The organism is Mycolicibacterium chitae (assembly GCF_900637205.1).
Lineage (GTDB): Bacteria > Actinomycetota > Actinomycetes > Mycobacteriales > Mycobacteriaceae > Mycobacterium > Mycobacterium chitae.
The window spans coordinates 3,347,291-3,365,673 of sequence record NZ_LR134355.1 but is presented as its reverse complement, the minus strand read 5'-3'; the positions used below and the strand labels follow the sequence as shown (position 1 = coordinate 3,365,673).

At 65.8% G+C, this 18,383-nt stretch carries 17 protein-coding genes; 15 read left to right on the top strand and 2 right to left on the bottom strand.

From position 1 onward, the window contains the following. The first annotated feature begins 82 nt into the window (after nucleotides 1-82). Nucleotides 83-754 (top strand): response regulator, encoded by a 672-nt coding sequence (locus EL338_RS15995; RefSeq protein ID WP_126334643.1) that lies wholly within the window; start codon nucleotides 83-85, stop codon nucleotides 752-754. Next, a complete protein-coding gene (locus tag EL338_RS15990) occupies nucleotides 751-1,956 on the top strand; it encodes a GAF domain-containing sensor histidine kinase (protein WP_126334642.1) in 1,206 nt (401 codons plus the stop codon). Before EL338_RS15995 ends, EL338_RS15990 begins: the two co-directional genes overlap by 4 nt. Here EL338_RS15990 and EL338_RS15985 read toward each other — a convergent pair. Next, nucleotides 1,944-2,942, bottom strand: coding sequence for a class I fructose-bisphosphate aldolase (locus tag EL338_RS15985; RefSeq protein ID WP_126334641.1), 999 nt, complete (start codon nucleotides 2,940-2,942; stop codon nucleotides 1,944-1,946). The genes EL338_RS15990 and EL338_RS15985 overlap by 13 nt on opposite strands. 169 nt (nucleotides 2,943-3,111) lie before the next feature. On the opposite strand from EL338_RS15985, the gene EL338_RS15980 reads away from it, so the two are divergent. Genes EL338_RS15980 through EL338_RS15965 form a run of 4 tightly spaced genes read left to right on the top strand, consistent with a single transcriptional unit; the run spans nucleotide 3,112 to nucleotide 6,920 of the window. After that, nucleotides 3,112-4,542, top strand: a complete 1,431-nt coding sequence (locus EL338_RS15980) for a form I ribulose bisphosphate carboxylase large subunit (RefSeq protein ID WP_126334640.1) — start codon at nucleotides 3,112-3,114, stop codon at nucleotides 4,540-4,542. An 18-nt stretch (nucleotides 4,543-4,560) separates the two neighbouring features. Then, nucleotides 4,561-4,986 carry a ribulose bisphosphate carboxylase small subunit gene (locus EL338_RS15975; RefSeq protein ID WP_126334639.1) on the top strand — a complete coding sequence of 142 codons (426 nt, stop codon included), beginning with the start codon at nucleotides 4,561-4,563 and terminating at the stop codon, nucleotides 4,984-4,986. A gap of 3 nt (nucleotides 4,987-4,989) precedes the next feature. Continuing rightward, on the top strand, nucleotides 4,990-6,021 hold the full coding sequence (gene cbbX / locus EL338_RS15970; RefSeq protein WP_126334638.1) for a CbbX protein: 1,032 nt from the start codon (nucleotides 4,990-4,992) through the stop codon (nucleotides 6,019-6,021). Continuing rightward, nucleotides 6,018-6,920 carry a LysR family transcriptional regulator gene (locus EL338_RS15965; protein ID WP_126334637.1) on the top strand — a complete coding sequence of 301 codons (903 nt, stop codon included), beginning with the start codon at nucleotides 6,018-6,020 and terminating at the stop codon, nucleotides 6,918-6,920. Before cbbX ends, EL338_RS15965 begins: the two co-directional genes overlap by 4 nt. 4 nt (nucleotides 6,921-6,924) lie before the next feature. Here the strand turns inward: EL338_RS15965 and EL338_RS15960 are convergent, their stop codons facing one another. Beyond that, the gene (locus EL338_RS15960) at nucleotides 6,925-8,103 is read right to left on the bottom strand and encodes an AraC family transcriptional regulator (RefSeq protein WP_235666166.1); all 1,179 of its coding nucleotides are present in this window, start codon (nucleotides 8,101-8,103) and stop codon (nucleotides 6,925-6,927) included. 143 nt (nucleotides 8,104-8,246) lie between these two features. Between EL338_RS15960 and EL338_RS15955 the strand changes: the two genes are divergently transcribed. The 9 genes from EL338_RS15955 (at nucleotide 8,247) to hypF (ending at nucleotide 18,380) form a co-directional block, all read left to right on the top strand. Next, complete coding sequence (locus EL338_RS15955; RefSeq protein ID WP_126334636.1) at nucleotides 8,247-8,801, top strand: DUF1641 domain-containing protein; 555 nt, start codon at nucleotides 8,247-8,249, stop codon at nucleotides 8,799-8,801. A 100-nt stretch (nucleotides 8,802-8,901) separates the two neighbouring features. After that, the gene (locus tag EL338_RS15950; protein WP_126336907.1) at nucleotides 8,902-9,873 is read left to right on the top strand and encodes an NADH-quinone oxidoreductase subunit B family protein; all 972 of its coding nucleotides are present in this window, start codon (nucleotides 8,902-8,904) and stop codon (nucleotides 9,871-9,873) included. Nucleotides 9,874-9,948: 75 nt separating this feature from the next. Next, complete coding sequence (locus tag EL338_RS15945) at nucleotides 9,949-11,556, top strand: nickel-dependent hydrogenase large subunit (protein WP_126334635.1); 1,608 nt, start codon at nucleotides 9,949-9,951, stop codon at nucleotides 11,554-11,556. A 106-nt stretch (nucleotides 11,557-11,662) separates the two neighbouring features. Then, nucleotides 11,663-12,397, top strand: coding sequence for a hydrogenase maturation protease (locus EL338_RS15940; RefSeq protein WP_235666534.1), 735 nt, complete (start codon nucleotides 11,663-11,665; stop codon nucleotides 12,395-12,397). A 5-nt stretch (nucleotides 12,398-12,402) separates the two neighbouring features. Then, on the top strand, nucleotides 12,403-12,675 hold the full coding sequence (locus EL338_RS15935; protein WP_126334634.1) for a hypothetical protein: 273 nt from the start codon (nucleotides 12,403-12,405) through the stop codon (nucleotides 12,673-12,675). Beyond that, nucleotides 12,675-13,952, top strand: coding sequence for a tetratricopeptide repeat protein (locus EL338_RS15930; RefSeq protein WP_126334633.1), 1,278 nt, complete (start codon nucleotides 12,675-12,677; stop codon nucleotides 13,950-13,952). Before EL338_RS15935 ends, EL338_RS15930 begins: the two co-directional genes overlap by 1 nt. After that, on the top strand, nucleotides 13,949-14,824 hold the full coding sequence (locus EL338_RS15925) for a NifU family protein (RefSeq protein ID WP_126334632.1): 876 nt from the start codon (nucleotides 13,949-13,951) through the stop codon (nucleotides 14,822-14,824). Before EL338_RS15930 ends, EL338_RS15925 begins: the two co-directional genes overlap by 4 nt. Continuing rightward, complete coding sequence (locus EL338_RS15920; RefSeq protein ID WP_126334631.1) at nucleotides 14,821-16,011, top strand: NHL repeat-containing protein; 1,191 nt, start codon at nucleotides 14,821-14,823, stop codon at nucleotides 16,009-16,011. The genes EL338_RS15925 and EL338_RS15920 overlap by 4 nt, the downstream gene beginning before the upstream one ends. A gap of 11 nt (nucleotides 16,012-16,022) precedes the next feature. Then, nucleotides 16,023-18,380: a carbamoyltransferase HypF gene (hypF, locus tag EL338_RS15915; protein WP_235666164.1), complete on the top strand. Its 2,358-nt coding sequence runs from the start codon at nucleotides 16,023-16,025 to the stop codon at nucleotides 18,378-18,380. The last annotated feature ends 3 nt before the right edge of the window (nucleotides 18,381-18,383 follow it).

The following is an 18,383-nucleotide window of genomic DNA, read 5'->3' as shown; positions in this document are numbered from 1 at the left end:
AAGGTTGTTCCCCAATTGTGCGGTCGGTGACCTGCCAGGAATTCTTCGTACGGTTCCTTGCTGTCGCGTTTATGGTGAACACATGACGGCGGCAACGGCGGCAGTTCCGGTGCGGGTGGTACTGGTCGATGATCACGAAATGATCATCGAGGGACTCAAGGCGATGTTGGCGTCGTTCAAGAATCGTGTCCGTGTCGTCGGTGAGGCCGTCGGAGCGGAGAATGCGCTGGGCGTCATCGCCAGCCTTCAGCCCGATATCGTGCTCTGCGATGTACGCATGCAGGGGGCCAGCGGTCTGGATCTGTGCCGCACGATTCGGGAACGGGACCCGGACCGCAAAGTGGTTCTGCTCTCGGTGTACGAAGATGAGCAGTACCTGTTCCAGGCACTGCGAGCGGGTGCGTCGGGGTATCTGCTGAAAGGCATCAGCAGCGACGAATTGGTTCGTCAGCTCGAGTATGTGCAGGCCGGTTCGACCGCCATCGACGCCGGACTGGCAGCCCGGGCGGCCGATACCGCGGCGCGGCTGCAACGGGACGAGTTCTGGCCGGGCGCGCGGCACGGGTTGACCCAGCGGGAGAGCGAGATCCTCGCGTTCGTGGTCGCCGGGCTGTCGAATCGCGGTATCGCAGGCAAACTCGTGATCGGTGACGAGACGGTCAAGAGCCACCTGCGCTCCATCTACCGAAAGTTGGGCGTCGGTGACCGCACCGCCGCGGTCGCCACCGCGCTACGTGAAGGCATCTACCAATGACCGGCCTGGTCCATGGGTTGGTCGATGAGGATCGCGAGGTCGAGCTATTGCTTGGCATCGTTGCGGCCACCTCGAGCGGCCCGGGAGTCGAGTCACTGGCTGCGGCCGTCGCGGAGCTGATCACTTCGGTCACCGCTTCCGACGTGTGCTTCGTGCACGTGCTGGACGATTCCGGGCGCTCGCTCACCCTTGCGGGTGCGACGCCCCCGTTCGACGAACAGGTGGGTCTGATCACCATGCCGCTGGGCGAGGGCGTGTCCGGCTGGGTGGCCAGTCATCGTGCGCCCGTGGTGATCACCGACAACAAGGACGAGGATTCGCGCTATGTGCCGATCGCGTCGCTGCGTGGTTCGGACTTCACCTCGATGGCCTCGGTACCGATGCAGACCGAACTCGGTGGGTTGGTTGGTGTGCTGAACGTGCACACCGTTGCCCGGCATGACTTCACGGGTCGGGACATCGAGTTGTTGCTCGCGATCGGAAGGCTGCTTGCCGGTGCGCTCGACCAGGCCCGGATGCACCGCCAGGTCGCGGCCCGCGAGCGGGCTCACGAGAACTTCGCCGAACAGGTGATTGCCGCACAGGAATCCGAGCGGCGCCGGTTGGCAGGCGATATTCATGACGGGATCTCGCAACGGCTGGTGAGCCTGACGTACCGACTCGATGCGGCGGCGCGGGCGGTCGGCGCATCCGACGGACCCGAGGCCGCCGACCAGTTGGAGAAGGCCCGTGATTTGGTGGATCTGACGCTGGCCGAGGCGCGCGCGGCGATCGGTGGGCTGCGCCCGCCGGTGCTGGACGATCTCGGTCTGGTCGGCGGGCTGGCCAGTCTGGCTTCGTCGATACCCGAAATCGATCTGGACCTCGAGCTGGCCGACCGGCGATTGCCCGAACACGTCGAGGTGGCGCTGTACCGCATTGCGCAAGAGTGTCTGCAGAACGTGGTCAAGCATGCGCGGGCCATGACGGCCAAGGTGTGGTTCGAGGTCGACGATGGCGGCACGGCGCGCCTAGAGGTCAGCGATAACGGCGTCGGTTTCGATCCAGCCCCGGACCGCGCTCCGACCAGCTACGGCATGCTGTCGATGAGTGAGCGCGCCGAGCTGGTCGGCGGCCAGCTATCGGTCCGTTCCCGCCCTGGTTGGGGCACCACGGTCACGGTGACCGTGCCGGTCGACGCGGCCGCCGATCACGCCGGTTGAAGCCTCTCGCGGCCCCGTAGCGCGTTGGCGTTCGCCGCGACATGACTGGCCAGCGCCCGCTGTCCGGCCTCGACCAAACCTTCGTCACCGTGCCAGGCCGCCAGCGCCGGCGACACCAGCGCTCGGCCGAACGAGAATGTCAGCGGCCACGGCGTGTTGTGGCTCTGCATCGCCGCGAGGTTGGCGGTGGCCCGCTCGGGCTCCTGCCCGCCAGAGAGGAACGCCACCCCGGCCAGCTCGGCCGGCCAGGCCCGGAGCACGGCGACGGTGGCCTCGGCCACCTGTTCCGGGGTGGCCCGGACCGGATGATCCTCGCCCTCGATCACCATGTTGGGCTTGAGCACAATCCCGGCCAGGCCCACGTTCATCGCGCGGAGTTGCTGGCGTACCGCGGCATGCACGCTCGCCGTGACTTCGGCGCAGCGCTCGAGGCTGTGTTCACCCGACATCAGGACTTCCGGTTCGACAATCGGAACCAGGTCGGCCTCCTGACACGCCGCGGCATACCGGGCCAGCGCACTGGAGTTCGCCGCGATGGCGCCCCAGCTGGGTCTTTCCTCGGTGATCGTGAATACCGCGCGCCATTTGGCGAATACCGCTCCCGCCTCGGCGTAGCCGGCCAGTCGGGCAGGCAGCCCGTCCAGCCCCTCGGTGATGGTTTCTCCCGGCAGGCCCGGGCACGGTTTGGCCCCGGTATCGACCTTGATGCCCGGCAGGATGCCGAGCGTCCGGATCGCCTCGGGGAAAGGTCGGCCGTCGCTGAACACCTGTCCCAGGGTCTCCTCGCACAGGATGACGCCCGATACCCCCGCCGCCAGATCGGCCGTGGTCACCAACAGCTCGCGATAGTCGCGGCGGCTCTCGGCGGTCGGCACCACACCCACCTGCTCGAGTCGCGTCGACATGGTGCTGATGCTCTCGTCGGCGGCAAGGATTCCCTTGCCGGGCATGGTCATGGCGGCCGCGGTCTCGTTACACGTACTCATCGGAACTCCTGTCCTTGATCGACTGAGCACAACGTAGGTCCGTCGAAACACGCCGACCTCACCCGATCGGAGGAATGCCCGGGGGTGGTTTAATAGTTAAGTATTTACTTCAGTTTCAACCCATTTCTATCGATAGACAGGTTTAGTATTGGCTGCCACGATCGTTCGCATGGCAGATAGATGGAACGCGGGAGTCATTCCCTACGCAGAGATGGGCTACTGGCAGCCGGATTACGTCCCGAAGGAGTCAGATGTGCTGTGCGCCTTCCGGATTACCCCCCAGGACGGTGTGCCGCCCGAGGAAGCCGGTGCGGCCGTCGCCGGTGAATCCAGTACCGCGACATGGACCGTGGTGTGGACCGACCGGCTCACCACCTTCGAGCACTACCAGGCGAAGTGCTACAGCGTCGAGGCGGTGCCCAATGCCCCCGGGCAGTGGATCGCGCTGATCGCCTATGACATCGACCTGTTCGAGGAGGGGTCGATCGCCAACCTCACCAGTTCGATCATCGGCAACGTGTTCGGGTTCAAGCCGCTCAAGGCGCTGCGACTGGAGGATATGCGGATTCCCACGCATTACGTCAAGACGTTTCAGGGGCCCGCGCACGGCATCGTCATGGAGCGCGAGTATCTGGGCAAGTTCGGCCGACCGCTGCTGGGCGCGACCACCAAACCCAAGCTGGGCCTGTCGGCGCGCAACTATGGCCGCGTGGTGTACGAGGCCCTGCGCGGCGGCCTGGACTTCACCAAGGACGACGAGAACATCAACTCGCAGCCGTTCATGCGGTGGCGCGACCGGTTCCTGTTCTGCATGGAAGCGGTCAACCGTGCCCAGGCGGCAACCGGTGAGATCAAGGGGCACTACCTCAACATCACCGCGGGAACCATGGAAGAGATGTACGAGCGGGCGGATTTCGCCGCCGAACTGGGTTCCGTGGTGGTGATGATCGATCTGACCATCGGCTATACCGCCATCCAATCGATGGCCAAATGGGCTCGCGACAACAGCGTGCTGCTACATCTGCACCGTGCCGGGCACGGCACCTACACCCGGCAGAAGTCACACGGTGTGAGCTTCCGGGTGATCTCCAAATGGATGCGGCTGGCCGGTGTCGACCATATCCACGCGGGCACCGTCGTTGGCAAGCTCGAGGGTGACCCGAACACCACGGCCGGCTTCTACGACACATTGCGTCTGGACAGCATCCAGGCCGATCCGGTCAAGGGTCTGTACTTCGACCAGGAATGGGCATCGATCCCCGGCGTCATGCCGGTCGCTTCCGGTGGGATCCACGCCGGCCAGATGCATCAGCTGATCCACTACCTGGGTGAGGACGTGATCCTGCAGTTCGGCGGCGGCACCATCGGACACCCGATGGGTATCGCCGCGGGTGCCGAGGCCAACCGGGTCGCGCTGGAAGCCATGATCAAGGCCCGCAACGAGGGCCGGGACTACTACAAGGAAGGCCCAGACATCCTCAAGAAGGCCGCGGCCAAGAACCGCGCGCTGGACACCGCGCTGGCCACCTGGGGCGATATCACCTTCAACTACGAATCCACCGACACCCCCGACGTCGTCGCGACGCCGACGACCGTCTGACACGAAAGGAGCTCACACATGCGAATCACCCAGGGCACCTTCTCGTACCTGCCCGATTTCACCGATGAGGAGATCACCGCACAGATCAATTACGCACTGTCCAATGAGTGGCCGCTGTCGGTCGAGTTCACCGACGACCCCCATCCACGCAACACCTACTGGGAGATGTGGGGTCTGCCGATGTTCGACCTCAAGGATCCGGCCGGCGTGCTGCTGGAGGTCAACGCGTGTCGATCGGCGAACCCGAACAGCTACATCCGGCTGAACGCGTATGACGCGAGCCTGGGCCGACAGACGACGGCGCTGTCGTTCATCGTCAACCGGCCCGCCGAGGAGCCCGGCTTCCGGCTCGACCGCGCCGAGCGGGCCAACCGCCAGATCGGGTACACCACGCATTCGTATGCCACCGAACGTCCCGAGGGGGACCGGTACCGATCGGACTGACCGATGACATTGCAGACACCAAATAAGCCGCAATCCGCCGAGAACCCGCGCAGCTCATTCGGGTACCGGCCACGTCCGGCCCCCGGTCCGCAGCTGGACGGGGAACCGGACGTGCCCGCGGAGGATCTGCTGCCCCCGGGCGCGGTCGTCGACATTGCCGCCGCACGGAAGGATTCGGGCGTCGATGACGTACTGGCCGGACTCGATCGCGAACTGGTGGGATTGGAGCCGGTGAAAACCCGGATCGCCGAAATCGCCGCGCTGCTGCTCGTCGACCGGATGCGGGCCCGCTTCGGGGTCAATGCGCCCCAGCCAACGCTGCACATGTGCTTCACCGGGAATCCCGGGACGGGCAAGACCACCGTGGCGCTGCGGATGGCCGATCTGCTGCACCGGCTGGGGTATCTGCGGCGTGGCCACTTGGTCAGCGTGACTCGCGATGATCTGGTCGGGGAGTACGTCGGGCATACCGCTCCGAAGACCAAGGATGTCATCAAGCGTGCGATGGGTGGCGTGCTGTTCATCGACGAGGCCTACTACTTGTACAAGGTGGAGAATGACCGCGACTACGGGTCGGAATCGATCGAGATTCTGCTTCAGGTGATGGAGAACCATCGTGCTGACCTGGTGGTGATTCTGGCTGGCTATGCGGACAAGATGGATCAGTTCTTCTCGGCCAACCCCGGAATGCAGAGCCGGATCGCCCACCACATCACCTTCCCCGACTACGCCGTCGGCGAGCTGGAGGACATCGCGCTGTTGATGACCGACGAGTTGGGCTATCGGTTCTCCGATGAGGCCCGCGAGGTCTTACGCCGGTATCTCGAGTTGCGGATCGACCAACCCTGGTTTGCGAATGCGCGCAGCGTGCGCAATGCACTGGAGCGGGCCCGGCTTCGGCACGCCCGACGTCTGCTCGCAACCGGGGGCGATGTCGGTTTGGCCGGGCTTTCCACCATCGAGCCGGCCGATATTCTGGCGAGCCGGGTGTTCGGTACCGATCCCGTCGACACCGTGGCAGGAGGGCGCCGATGACCACCAACGCGCGGCTGCGTGCGCTGGTCGAGCTCGCCGAAACCGGCTCGGTTCGCGGTGCCGCGGAGCGCCTGGTGGTGACCGAATCCTCGATCTCGTCGGCGCTGCGCGCGCTGAGCAACGACATCGGGATAGCCCTGGTGGACCGGCACGGCCGTGGGGTGCGGCTCACCCCGGCCGGGGAGCGGTACGTCGAGTACGCGCGCCGGATTCTCGGCCTGCACGACGAGGCGATCCTGGCCGCCCGCGGCGAAGCGGATCCGGAGCACGGATCGGTGCGGTTGGCGGCCGTCACGTCGGCCGGCGAGCTGCTCATCCCGGCAGCGCTGGCTTCCTTCCGGACCAGGTATCCCGGAGTCGTACTGCACCTCGAGGTCGCTTCCCGCAGCCTGGTCTGGCCCATGCTGGCGCGACACGAAGTCGATCTGGTAGTCGCCGGCCGCCCGCCCGAGGATCTGCGCCGGAAGGTGCGAATGCGGGCCGTGAGCCCGAACACCCTGGTCGTCGTCGGCGCCCCGGCGCTCGCCAAGGGGATCGACCCGGCCACCGCAACCTGGCTGTTGCGCGAGACCGGGTCGGGTACCCGGTCCACCCTGATGGCGCTGCTCGAGGATCTGGAGGTGACGCCGCCGCAGCTCGTGTTGGGTTCGCACGGCGCGGTGGTCGCGGCCGCGGTGGCCGGGCTGGGCGTCACGCTGGTGTCCCGGCAGGCGGTGCTGCGCGAACTCGACGGCGGCGATCTGGTCGAGATCGCCGTGCATGGCACGCCGATCAGCCGGCCCTGGCACGTCGTCAGTCAGTTGTCGCCGACCACGTCGACCGAGCTGTTGATCGACCACCTGACGGCCAATCCCGGGCTTGGCTGGCTGCCGGCGAAGTCGGTGCAGCAGGCGTCCTGACCCGTCACCGCCGCAGCGTCTCCGACGGTGTCTCGCCCCAGCGCTTCCGGTACTCGACGGCGAAACTGCCGAGGTGGTGAAAGCCCCAGCGTTCGGCGACCGCGGTGACGGTGACCCCGTCCGACGGCACCGCGTCGGTGAGTTCCTCGTGCACCCGGTCGAGGCGCCGGCTGCGCAGATAGGCCATCGGTGACATGCCCAGCTCGTCTCGAAAACCCTGCTGGATCGACCGCACACTCATGTGCACGCTCTTGGCGACGGCGTCCATCGTGACGCGCTCGGCCAGGTGGTCGTCGATGTAGTTCATCGCGTCTCGCACGACGGTACGGGATTGATCCGGCTGCGCGGGTTTCAGCAGTTCGCGGTGATACGTCGATGGCTGCAGCTGCAGCAGCGTGCTCATCACCAGCTCCTCGATCGCTCCGATGCCCTGACCACGCTGGATCAGCGAACCCGGATGGAACACCTCGGAGTGGATCAATTGGACCGCGGTGTGCCAGCGCATGGCAGCCTCGGTGGCCAGATCGAATTCGGGCTCGAACTCGAGCGGCTTGGTCAAGCTGCGGCCCAGCAGCCGGGTCAGGTGGGCGATCATCGGCTGCTGTTCGATGCGGATCAGCAATTGTGGGGAGTCGTAGTCGAGTCCCATCCGTAGCGGCGCTCCAGGGCTGGTCACCAGCGCCCGTAGGGTGTTGGCTTCGAAGGCGGTGTCCCGGTATTCCACCAGTGCGCGACCGTTCATCGGCATGTGCACGGCGAAGTATTCGCCAAGGGCGGGAACGTCGATGCGGGCCGGCGTGTGCAGGTCGAGGTACAGCATGCTGACATTGCGCAGGCGCACGCCGTGCAGCACCGCAGCAAACTCTGCCGCGGCGTCGTAGGCCACGTTCAGCGACAACGGAGCGAGGGCTTTGCCGACCAGTCGGGTGGCCTCGGCGGTGCTCTCGGTATAGAAGATCTCCTTGTCGGCAAGGGCCGGCGGCACGCCGCGGGAGCGCACCTTCCGGCGCACCGGGTTGCTGGTGCGCCGATCGTCGATGAACCCGATTCGGGTCAGCCGGGACAAGGCCGCCGCCTCACCCAGAATGTGCGGCTCAACTGCCGCGATGATGAGGATTTCTTTAAAGTGTCGGTGTCGATCATGCAAGCCTCGGAGGGGATGGGCGCGCGTCAACGCGTTCAACTTTGCGTAATTTTGACAGGTATTGCGTGAAAATGATAGGCAAGCGCCCGTCGGCTCGTTAAATTGTGATCGGAACCACATCCCTCATCCAAGTGTCGTCCAGCCCACGGGCCAGCCCGCCCGTACACGACTTAGGAGGCCACGTGGTGGCAAACGGTCAGATTGTTGCGGTGTCGCCGGAGCAGCAACTCCGCGAGCGGTTGGCGGATCCGAGAGTTGCGGAATCGTTGAACAGGCTGCTCGATCATGCCGATCTGTTGGCTGTCCTGGTCGACGGACTCGACGGATTCGTCCACCGCGGTGATGAGATCAGCGCGTCGTTGTCGTCGGCGGTCGATGAACTGCGCGGCCCTGTCGGGAGCCTCAGTGCCCGGTTCAGCGGGTTCGACGAGCTGAAATCGGTGGACCGGCAGGGTTTGGCGGACAGTGTGAGTTCACTGGCCGCGGCCCTGGTGGCCGCGATGCCGGCGATGAACAAGATTCTGCAGTCCCCGCTGATGGATCCGCAGGCTGCCGAGGTGCTCGCCGGGATGGGTACCGCCCTGGTCGAGGGGAAGGCCGCGGCTGAGGCCGACCCGGGTGGACCCAAAGGGCTGTTCGGGCTCTGGCGGGTGTCCAAGGACAAGGACATTTCCCGGGGTTTGGGATTTCTCGTTCAGGTGGCCCGCGCATTCGGCCGACAGCTCCCACATGACTGAATCAATCAGACTGATAACCGTAACCAAATAGCCGACACAGTTTCTGTTCAGCCCAACAGAAAATGTGGCCGATTCCCGGTCGCATTCCGAGAGGAGAATCATGGCATCCGTTTTGTGGTTCCAAGGTGGCGCGTGCAGTGGTAACACCATGTCCTTTCTCAACGCCGAGGAACCCAATGTCGTCGATTTGATCGTCGACTTTGGACTCGAGTTGCTGTGGCATCCTTCGTTGGGGTTGGAACTCGGCCAGAATGCCCAGAAAGTGTTCTGGGACTGCGCCCGCGGTGAGCGTCCACTCGACATCTTCGTATTCGAGGGCACCGTCATCGAGGCACCCGATGGGACCGGGCGGATGGATATGTTCGCCGATCGAGCCATGAAGGATTGGGTCACCGACCTTGCCGGGGCGGCACAGGTGGTGGTGGCCCTCGGTGACTGCGCCTGCTTCGGCGGTATCCCGGCGATGGAACCCAACCCTTCGGCGTCCACCGGACTGCAGTTCCACAAGCGGAACAAGGGCGGCTTCCTGGGCCCTGACTTCCGCTCGAAGATGGGGCTGCCGGTCATCAACATTCCGGGCTGTCCCGCGCACCCGGACTGGATCACCCAGATCATCGTGGCGTTGGCCACCGGCCGCGCCAGTGACATCGCGCTGGATGAATTGCACCGTCCGGAAACATTTTTCAAGACATTCACACAGACCGGATGCACGCGCGTGCAGTTCTTCGAGTACAAGCAGTCCACCTTGTCGTTCGGCGAGGGCACCCGAACCGGTTGCCTCTTCTACGAATTCGGCTGCCGCGGGCCGATGACCCATTCACCGTGCAACCGCATTCTGTGGAATCGGCAGTCCTCCAAGACCAGGGCGGGCATGCCGTGCCTGGGCTGTACCGAACCGGAGTTCCCGCACTTCGACCTGGCGCCCGGCACGGTGTTCAAGACGCAGAAGGTCAGCGGGATGATCCCCAAGGAAGTGCCCGAAGGTTCCGACCACCTCACCTACATGGCGCATGCGGCGGCCGCGCGGATCGCTGCGCCGCAGTGGTCCAAGGAAGACATGTTCGTGGTGTAGCGGCGCGCCGCGCACTCCCGACGTCGCCCACACCCGACATAGCCAACGTGGTCAATCGAAAGGACCTGTGAACAAATGACCGAACTCGATCTTTGGGTCAGCCCGCTGGGACGTGTGGAGGGCGATCTCGACGTGCGCGTCACCGTCGATTCCGGGGTGGTTACCTCCGCGTGGACCGAAGCCGCGATGTTCCGTGGCTTCGAGATCATCCTGCAGGGTAAGGATCCCCAGGCCGGCCTGATCGTGTGTCCGCGCATCTGCGGCATCTGCGGTGGCAGCCACCTGTACAAATCCGCCTACGCGCTGGACACCGCGTGGCGGACGCATATGCCGCCCAACGCCACGCTGGTCCGCAACATCTGCCAGGCCTGTGAGACGTTGCAGTCGATTCCGCGGTACTTCTACGCGCTGTTCGCGATCGACCTCACCAACAAGAACTATGCGAAGTCCAGCCTGTACGCCGAGGCCGTCCGCAGGTTCGCCCCCTATGTCGGCACCAGCTACCAGAAGGGCGTGGTGCTGTCGGCCAAACCCGTCGAGGTGTACGCGATCTACGGTGGCCAGTGGCCGCATTCGAGCTTCATGGTGCCCGGGGGTGTGATGTGTGCCCCGACCCTGTCGGATGTCACCCGGTCCATCGCGATCCTCGAACACTGGAACAACAACTGGCTCGAGGGGCAATGGCTGGGCTGCACCATCGACCGGTGGCTGGAGAACAAGACCTGGGAAGACGTGCTGGCCTGGGTCGACGAGAACGAGGCGCAGTACAACAGTGACTGCGGGTTCTTCATCCGCTACTGCCTGGACGTGGGTCTGGACAAGTACGGCGCCGGCGTTGGCAACTACATCGCCACCGGCACGTACTTCGAACCATCCCGCTACGAGAACCCGACCATCGAGGGCCGCAACGATGCGTTGATCGGCCGCTCCGGCGTGTACGTCAACGGTGACTGGCACGAATTCGATCAGGCCAAGGTCACCGAGGACGTCACGCACTCGTTCTATGCCGGTGACCGGCCACTGCATCCGTTCGAGGGGGAGACCATCCCGATCGATCCGGAACAGGGCCGCAAGGACGGCAAGTACAGCTGGGCGAAGTCACCCCGCTATGCGGTGGGCGAGCACGGGAACATCCCGCTGGAGGCCGGGCCGCTGGCGCGGCGGATGGCCGCGGGCGCACCCAACGCCGCGGCGCATCAGGACTACGATCCGCTGTTCGTCGATATGTACAACAAGATCGGCCCCAGCGTGATGGTGCGTCAGTTGGCACGTATGCACGAGGCCCCCAAGTACTACAAGTGGACCCGCGAGTGGCTCGATCAGCTGGATCTGCGGGAGAGCTTCTACACCAAGCCGGTCGAGCATGCCGAGGGTATGGGGTTCGGCGCCACCGAGGCCGCACGCGGTGCTCTCTGCGACTGGATTGTCATCGAGGACAGCAAGATCAAGAACTACCAGGTGATCACGCCCACGGCGTGGAACATCGGTCCGCGTGACGGTGATCAGGTCCTCGGGCCAATCGAGCGAGCGCTGGTCGGATCGCCCATCGTCGATCCCGAAGACCCTGTCGAACTCGGCCATGTGGCAAGAAGTTTCGATTCCTGCCTGGTGTGCACCGTACACGCCTACGATGGGAAGACCGGTAAGGAGCTGTCCAAGTTCGTTATCAACGGAATGGTGTGATCTGCCCTTGAATTCACCGTCAAGCCAGAGCCATGTCGACATCGAAGCCCCCGGGTGCGCGGTGCTCGTCGTCGGATGCGGGAACCTGCTGCGAGGTGACGACGGGGTGGGTCCCGTTCTGGTGCGTCACTTATGGGAGCGGGGTGCTCCCGAAGGCGCGCGTCTCGTAGACGGCGGTACCGCCGGCATGGACGTGGCGTTCCAGATGCGCGGTGCCGGCCAGGTCGTCATCGTCGATGCGGCGGCCACCGGCGCTGCACCGGGCACCGTTTTCCAGGTGCCCGGTGCCGAACTGGCCGAGCTGCCACCACTACAGGGGTTGCACACGCACTCGTTCCGATGGGACCACGCCATCGCATTCGCGCGCTGGGCGCTGGGCGACGATTGTCCGACCGACATCACGGTCTTCCTGATCGAGGCCCAGTGCGTCGACTTCGGTGCCGATCTCTCCGAACCCGTACAGGCCGGAATGGATGCCGTGATCGAACGCATCGAGGCCGATTACTTTGCGCCGCTGCGACCTCCGGGTGCCGATGACGTCAGCGTCGAGTTCAGCGCCGACGGCGATCTGCGTCTGGACTCGGCGTTGGCCGCCAGTCGCTTCCCGTCCGACGCGGTTGCCGCGGTGCTGCGCGGCGACGATCTCTGGTTGATCCCGCTGCGAGGACCACGCAGCGGTGGCCTGCTGCTCAAACAGCGCAACCCGAAGGGTGACCGGTCGGTTCTGGTCCGCGAGGTTCTGCAGGGCCGTTCGGTGGCGGGACCGCGATCGGCATCCTGGGATGACCAGCAGAAAGCACTGTGTATTGCGCTCGGGGTGCCGCCGGAGTCGCGAAGGTGATCCTGATGGTAGGGCAATCGCCGGATGAAGATTCCCCGGAACGCCCCCGCGCCGAGGCCCGGTCGAAGCGTTCGACCGACGATGCCCTCAGCGTCGACGCCGTGATTGTCGAGGAACATCGTCGGTGGGCCGTCGACATCGTGGTGGTGTTCGCCGACGGGGTGGTCCGGCACCGGATCAGTGTCCATCCCAGTCGACGACTCGCCGAGATCTCCGCCGACCTCATTCGGCGTACCGCCGAACGTAATATCCGTGGCCCACTGAATGGTTCGAGCTGATGACTACTGCCCCCGATGTCACCGAGTTGGTCACCACGCTGCCCCGACCGCAGCCCATCGGTACGTTCCCGCTGCCGCTGGGCTACCTGCTCATTCCGAACGGCCCGGGAGCCGACGAGGCGCGCACCGCATTGCTCGATGGCCACGAGCCCGCGACCTGGCCGGATTCGTTGCGGGCGCACGAACTGGCGCACCGCGGTGAGGTCGATCAGGCCGTTGCGCTGCTGGTCGACGACGATCCCGTCACCCGCTACAACCGATTCGTACTGGATCCCGAAGGCGTTGACACCGACCAGCTTCGCGGTGACCTTGGGCGCTTCGGTGTGCTGGTGGATGTGGTGCTGTTCACGCTGGGTCGCATCGATGACCCGCCTCGGGACGAGGGGACCGACGGTGAGCTGACCGCGGTTGTGCTGGCCGCGCAGGCCAGTCATCTGTTGGCGCAGGGTGATTCGGACGGCGCGGCCAATGTGCTGGAACGCGCGGCACAGTCCGTGACCGCGGACTCGCCACGCCTGGCGGGTGTGCTGATCGGATCCGCGGGTGCGATCGGCGCCGACACCGCCGACACCGCCGACTCGGCCGCACAGGCTCGCCTGGAGCGGGCGTTGCGGTTGCTGGACGGGGCGGATGGCCTGCGCATCGGCCGCGCCGAAATACATCTGAGTTTGGCCGGACTGTTTCATCACCGGGCAGTGCAGAATCCGGGCCTGCTGGCCCAGGCGATACCGCACTACCACTCGGCTCTGCAGTTGGTGTTGCGCGACGAGGCCCCGCTGGTATGGGCGTCCGCACATGCCAACCTGGCCACCGCCTATCTGACCATGCCGATGGTGGAGGCCTCGGATCAATTGCGTCTCGGCGTCGCCGCGAACTCGTTGCGTTCGGCGCTCAAGGTCTATACGCCCCAGGACTATCCGGAGCAGTGGGCCAGCGTTCAGCTCAATCTGGCGAACTCGCTGGTGTACACGCCGTCGAAACATCAGGCCGACAACCTGGTGGAGGCCGTGGAACTGTACGAGGCGGTGCTGGCCGCGCGTGATCGGGACAGCGACCCGCTGGGCCGCGCACGGGTGCTCACCAATCAGGGCAACGCGCTGGCGCACCTCGGTGCGTTCGATCAGGCCAAGGCCAAGCTCTACGAGGCGCGGTTTCTGTTCGAAGAGCAGCAGGACCACGAATCGGTGCGGACGGTGCGCGGAGTGCTCGACGAGGTGGCCCGCCAGGTCGCGTTGTTGCGGACCGCGGCCGAGGCCGACGGAGGGGCCGAACGATGACCACGATCCTCGAACCCACTCTGGAGGAGCTGGCCAAACGCGTCGACGACGCGATCACGGCGCTGGCCGACCTCGACCCCGCGGCGCGTGCCGTCGCCGAGGAACTCAAGGCAGCCCTCGAGGCCGTACACCGCGCGGGCCTGGTGACCATGGTCCGACGGATGCGCGCCGACGATGCCGCGCGGGCCGTGCTCTTCGACCTGGTCGATGACCCGGTGGTGCACCTGCTGCTATCGCTGCACGAGATCGTCCGCCCCGACCCCGTCACGCACGCGAATCGGGTGTTGGTCGCGGTGCGGCCACAATTACAAAGCCATGGCGGTGACGTCACGTTGGTGCGCATCGAAAACGGTACCGCGTTCGTCCGACTGGAGGGTGCCTGCAACGGCTGCTCGATGTCGTCGGTAACCCTGCGCAACCTGGTCGAGCAGGCGCTCGTCGAGGGCGTCCCGGCGGTATCCGGGGTCGAGGTGTTGCCCAATGAGCCCTCGCCCACGCTGATTCCGCTCGAATCACTACGGATCGGGCCGAACCCGTCGCTCGAGGGTTGGGCCGATGCGGGTCCGGTGACCGATGTGCCCGACGGCGGCCTGATAGGCCGCAGCCTGGTGGCCGAGTCCGGTGAACAGGCCGAGGTCGTCATCGTCAGCCTGGAACGGCGACTTTCGGCCTACCGCAACGAATGCGCGCACGAAGGGTTGCCGTTGGACAACGCACTCGTGGACGTCAACAACGGAACGTTGACCTGCCCGTGGCATGGATTCTGCTACGACGCATCGTCGGGGGAGTGCCTGAGTGCCCCCGAGGCGCAACTCGAGCCGTTGCCGCTGCGGATCGACAACGGAACCGTCTGGATCCGGGTGCGGGAATGAGTCGGCTGGTCGTCCGACACAACATCACCGGATTGCGGACGCGACCGGCGGAGGTAGTAGACCGCACACTGGCCGGCGGCTGGTCCGCCGAGGTGTGGCTGGGAGCGCCCGCACCCGGCGGGCTTGCGCTGCCGCCGGCCAGCCCGAGCATGGCCTGGATGTATTCGCCGCGCGGTGTGTTCCTCGGGGCCGACCACCTGGTGGTCGCGGACTCGGGCAACCATCGCGTCCTGGTATGGCAGGGCATCCCGGTCACCGATGAGCAGCCGGCGGATGTTGTGCTGGGACAACCGGATGGATCGACCGAGGGCCCGGCGGCGGGAGGGCGCGGTCCCGAACGGGGGATGCACCTGCCGACCGGCGTATTGGTGCACGACGGACGATTGATCGTCGCCGATGCGTGGCACCACCGGATCCTGGTATGGGATGAGGTTCCACACCGTAGTGACGTCGCACCGGATCACATTCTGGGACAGCCGGATTCATCCGCGGTGCAGCCCAACGCCGATGGTGAGTGCTCGGCGTCGTCGATGTACTGGCCGTTTGGCATCGCGATCGTCGGCGGGTCGTTCTGGGTCGCCGACACCGGTAACCGTCGGGTGCTGGGGTGGCGCCGCGGCGTTCCCGAACCGGGGCAACCCGCCGATGTCATTCTCGGTCAACCCAGTGCCGCGGATCGCCAGGAGAACCGCGGCGGCGTGGCCGGGCCGGCCAGCTTCCGCTGGCCACACGCCATTGCCGGGCGAGATGACCTGCTGTTGATCGCCGATGCGGGCAATCACCGGGTGCTGGGCTGGACCCCGCACCCCGAATCCGACAAACCCGCGGACCTCCTCATCGGGCAACCCGATTTCGCCTCGGCCGCGGAATGGCCCTACGGCCCGCACACTGGTGACCGGTTCCGTTTCCCGTACGCGGTTTGTCTGGACAGCGGCGCCGGCGACGAATGCTTCGCCGTCGCCGATACGGCGAACAACCGAATACTGTTGTGGGACGGTGTGCCCCGCGATGGGCGAGCTGCCGATCATGTGCTGGCGCAGCCGGACTTCGCCTCCAATGGCGAGAATCGCTGGACCTCGGTGCAGCGTGACACGCTGTGCTGGCCGTACGGCATGTCGCTGCGGGGGGACCGGTTGGCCATCGCGGACTCCGGAAACAATCGCGTCACCGTCTGGCGGCGGACGTGAGGACCTCCATCGTGTCGGGGCCGTCTGCCCGGATCTGCCGGCGCCGTTTCACCGTCGTCGGTGTGGTGCAGGGTGTCGGGTTTCGCCCGTTCGTGCATCGGGTGGCCACCGGGCTGGGCCTGACCGGATTTGTCGGCAACGATTCGGCCGCGGTATTCATCGAGGTGCAGGGTCCGGTGGCCGCGGTCGACGAGTTCGCGCAGCGCCTCGTTGCCGACGCCCCGCCGCTGGCCACGATCAGCGAACTGTCCGCGGCCGAGTTGTCGGCGCAGGACGGTGACGGGTCCGGCTGCTTCTACATCGTCGCCAGCCAGTCCGCGGCCGGCGCCCTGACCGCGATTCCACCGGATATCGCGACGTGTGACGCCTGTGTCCGGGAGCTGTTCGAGCCGGCCGATCGTCGGTACCGGCATCCGTTCATCACCTGTACGGACTGCGGTCCGCGGTTCACCATCATCCGGGAGCTACCGTACGATCGCCCGGCCACCACGATGGCCGGGTTCCGCATGTGCGCACGATGCGACGCCGAGTACCACGATGTCACCGACCGGCGGTTCCATGCGCAACCGGTCGCCTGTCCGGACTGTGGTCCGACGCTGTGGTTCCAGGACGGCCCCAACCGTACGGACGGCTCGGATGCGGCCGTAACGGCGGCGCAGCGGGCGCTCGCCGAGAGTAGAATTGTCGCAATCAAAGGGATCGGCGGCTACCACGTGAGCTGCGCCGCCGGAGACGACGCAGCGGTGACTGCGTTGCGCCGCCGGAAGGCCCGTGGAGGCAAACCTTTCGCCATCCTGGTGCGAGATCTCGACGTTGCGCGACGATACGCGGAGATCGACGACCATGAGGCCGCAATTCTGTCCAGTCGGCAGCGACCGATCGTGCTGTTGCGCCGCCGCCGGGATGCGCCCATAGCGGATGCGGTGGCGCCGGGTAACCCGTGGATCGGCGTGCTGCTGCCCTACACGCCGGTGCACCATCTGCTGCTGGCACCCGCCCCGGGGACAGCGCACCGGGTTCTCGAGTCGATCGTCCTGACCAGCGCGAACCGCTCCGACGAGCCGATTTGCTACTCCGCCCAAGATGCGGCACAACGACTTCCGGAGCTGTCCGACGCGGTGCTCGACCACGACCGGCCGATCCATGTGCCGTGCGACGACTCGGTGGTTCGGGTGGTCGATGGGCGCGAACTGCCGATCCGCCGGTCCCGGGGCTTTGCCCCGCTGCCGGTAGATCTCGGCCGCGACGGGCCGGCCGTGCTCGCCGTGGGCGGGGAACTGAAGAACACCTTCTGCCTGACCGACGGCCGGCGCGCCTATTGTTCGGCGCATATCGGCGATATGGGCACATTGGAGACGCTGCGCGCGTTCGAGCAGTCGGTCGGTCAGATGTCCACCATGCGTCGGTCGCCGACTCGGCTGGCCGCCGACCTGCACCCGAGCTACCTGACTCGCGGCTGGGCCGAACGTAATGCCGGGGCGCGGCCCCTGGATCTGGTGCAGCATCACCACGCCCATGTCGTGTCGTTGTTGGCCGAGCATGGGCGGCTGGGCGAGCCGATCGTTGGAGTTGCCTTCGACGGCACCGGGTTTGGCACCGATGGCGCGGTATGGGGTGGCGAGATTCTGGCGCTGGGCACCGACAGCCGGCGTTTCACTCGGGTCGGTCATCTGGCCGCGGTACCGATGCCCGGCGGGGACGCGGCGGTGCGCAACCCGTGCCGGATGGCGTTGTCGCACCTGTGGTCGGCCGGGATCGAGTGGACTCCGGACCTGGCGTCGGTGCGCGCGCTGTCCAGCTCCGAACTACGTCTGCTGAACTCGCAGTTCGGCAGCGGAGTGGGATGCGTGTCCTGCACCAGCATGGGGCGGCTGTTCGACGCCGTCGCATCATTGCTCGGCGTGCGGCACACGATCGAGTACGAGGGGCAGGCCGCGATCGAACTCGAGTATCTGGCGGAAACTGCGGCACCGGCTTCGGCTTCAGGCGCCGTGCCGGCGTTGGCACTGCCGGTGACCGCCAACGGTATTCTTGATCCGGCCCCGCTGATCCGGGATATCGTGGCGCAGTTGCGCGCCGGGGCCGGTACGGCCGAACTGGCAGCCGCGTTCCACCGAGCCGTCGCTGTCGCTGTCACGGATATTGTTGCCCAGGTCAGTGTTTCAGGACAGTTGGTCGGACTTACTGGCGGAGTGTTCCAGAATGTGTTGCTGCTGCGCGCTTGCCGGAGTCTGTTGGAAGGGTCGGGGTTCGAAGTACTGGTACACCGGACCGTCCCGCCCAACGACGGTGGGCTGGCGCTGGGGCAGGCGGCGGTCTCGGTGCTCACCGCTCGGGATGAGCAGCGGGCCATGATCGAGGAGGGCTGATCG

What these genes read in the sequence shown, in the direction of transcription:
- EL338_RS15935 (WP_126334634.1), top strand. Translation starts at nt 12,403, where the DNA reads ATGGTAGGGCAATCGCCGGATGAAGATTCCCCGGAACGCCCCCGCGCC.
- cbbX (WP_126334638.1), top strand. Translation starts at nt 4,990, where the DNA reads ATGACATTGCAGACACCAAATAAGCCGCAATCCGCCGAGAACCCGCGC.
- EL338_RS15990 (WP_126334642.1), top strand. Translation starts at nt 751, where the DNA reads ATGACCGGCCTGGTCCATGGGTTGGTCGATGAGGATCGCGAGGTCGAG.
- EL338_RS15950 (WP_126336907.1), top strand. Translation starts at nt 8,902, where the DNA reads ATGGCATCCGTTTTGTGGTTCCAAGGTGGCGCGTGCAGTGGTAACACC.
- EL338_RS15985 (WP_126334641.1), bottom strand. Translation starts at nt 2,942, where the DNA reads ATGAGTACGTGTAACGAGACCGCGGCCGCCATGACCATGCCCGGCAAG.
- EL338_RS15925 (WP_126334632.1), top strand. Translation starts at nt 13,949, where the DNA reads ATGACCACGATCCTCGAACCCACTCTGGAGGAGCTGGCCAAACGCGTC.
- EL338_RS15975 (WP_126334639.1), top strand. Translation starts at nt 4,561, where the DNA reads ATGCGAATCACCCAGGGCACCTTCTCGTACCTGCCCGATTTCACCGAT.
- EL338_RS15945 (WP_126334635.1), top strand. Translation starts at nt 9,949, where the DNA reads ATGACCGAACTCGATCTTTGGGTCAGCCCGCTGGGACGTGTGGAGGGC.
- EL338_RS15980 (WP_126334640.1), top strand. Translation starts at nt 3,112, where the DNA reads ATGGCAGATAGATGGAACGCGGGAGTCATTCCCTACGCAGAGATGGGC.
- EL338_RS15920 (WP_126334631.1), top strand. Translation starts at nt 14,821, where the DNA reads ATGAGTCGGCTGGTCGTCCGACACAACATCACCGGATTGCGGACGCGA.
- EL338_RS15930 (WP_126334633.1), top strand. Translation starts at nt 12,675, where the DNA reads ATGACTACTGCCCCCGATGTCACCGAGTTGGTCACCACGCTGCCCCGA.
- EL338_RS15965 (WP_126334637.1), top strand. Translation starts at nt 6,018, where the DNA reads ATGACCACCAACGCGCGGCTGCGTGCGCTGGTCGAGCTCGCCGAAACC.
- EL338_RS15995 (WP_126334643.1), top strand. Translation starts at nt 83, where the DNA reads ATGACGGCGGCAACGGCGGCAGTTCCGGTGCGGGTGGTACTGGTCGAT.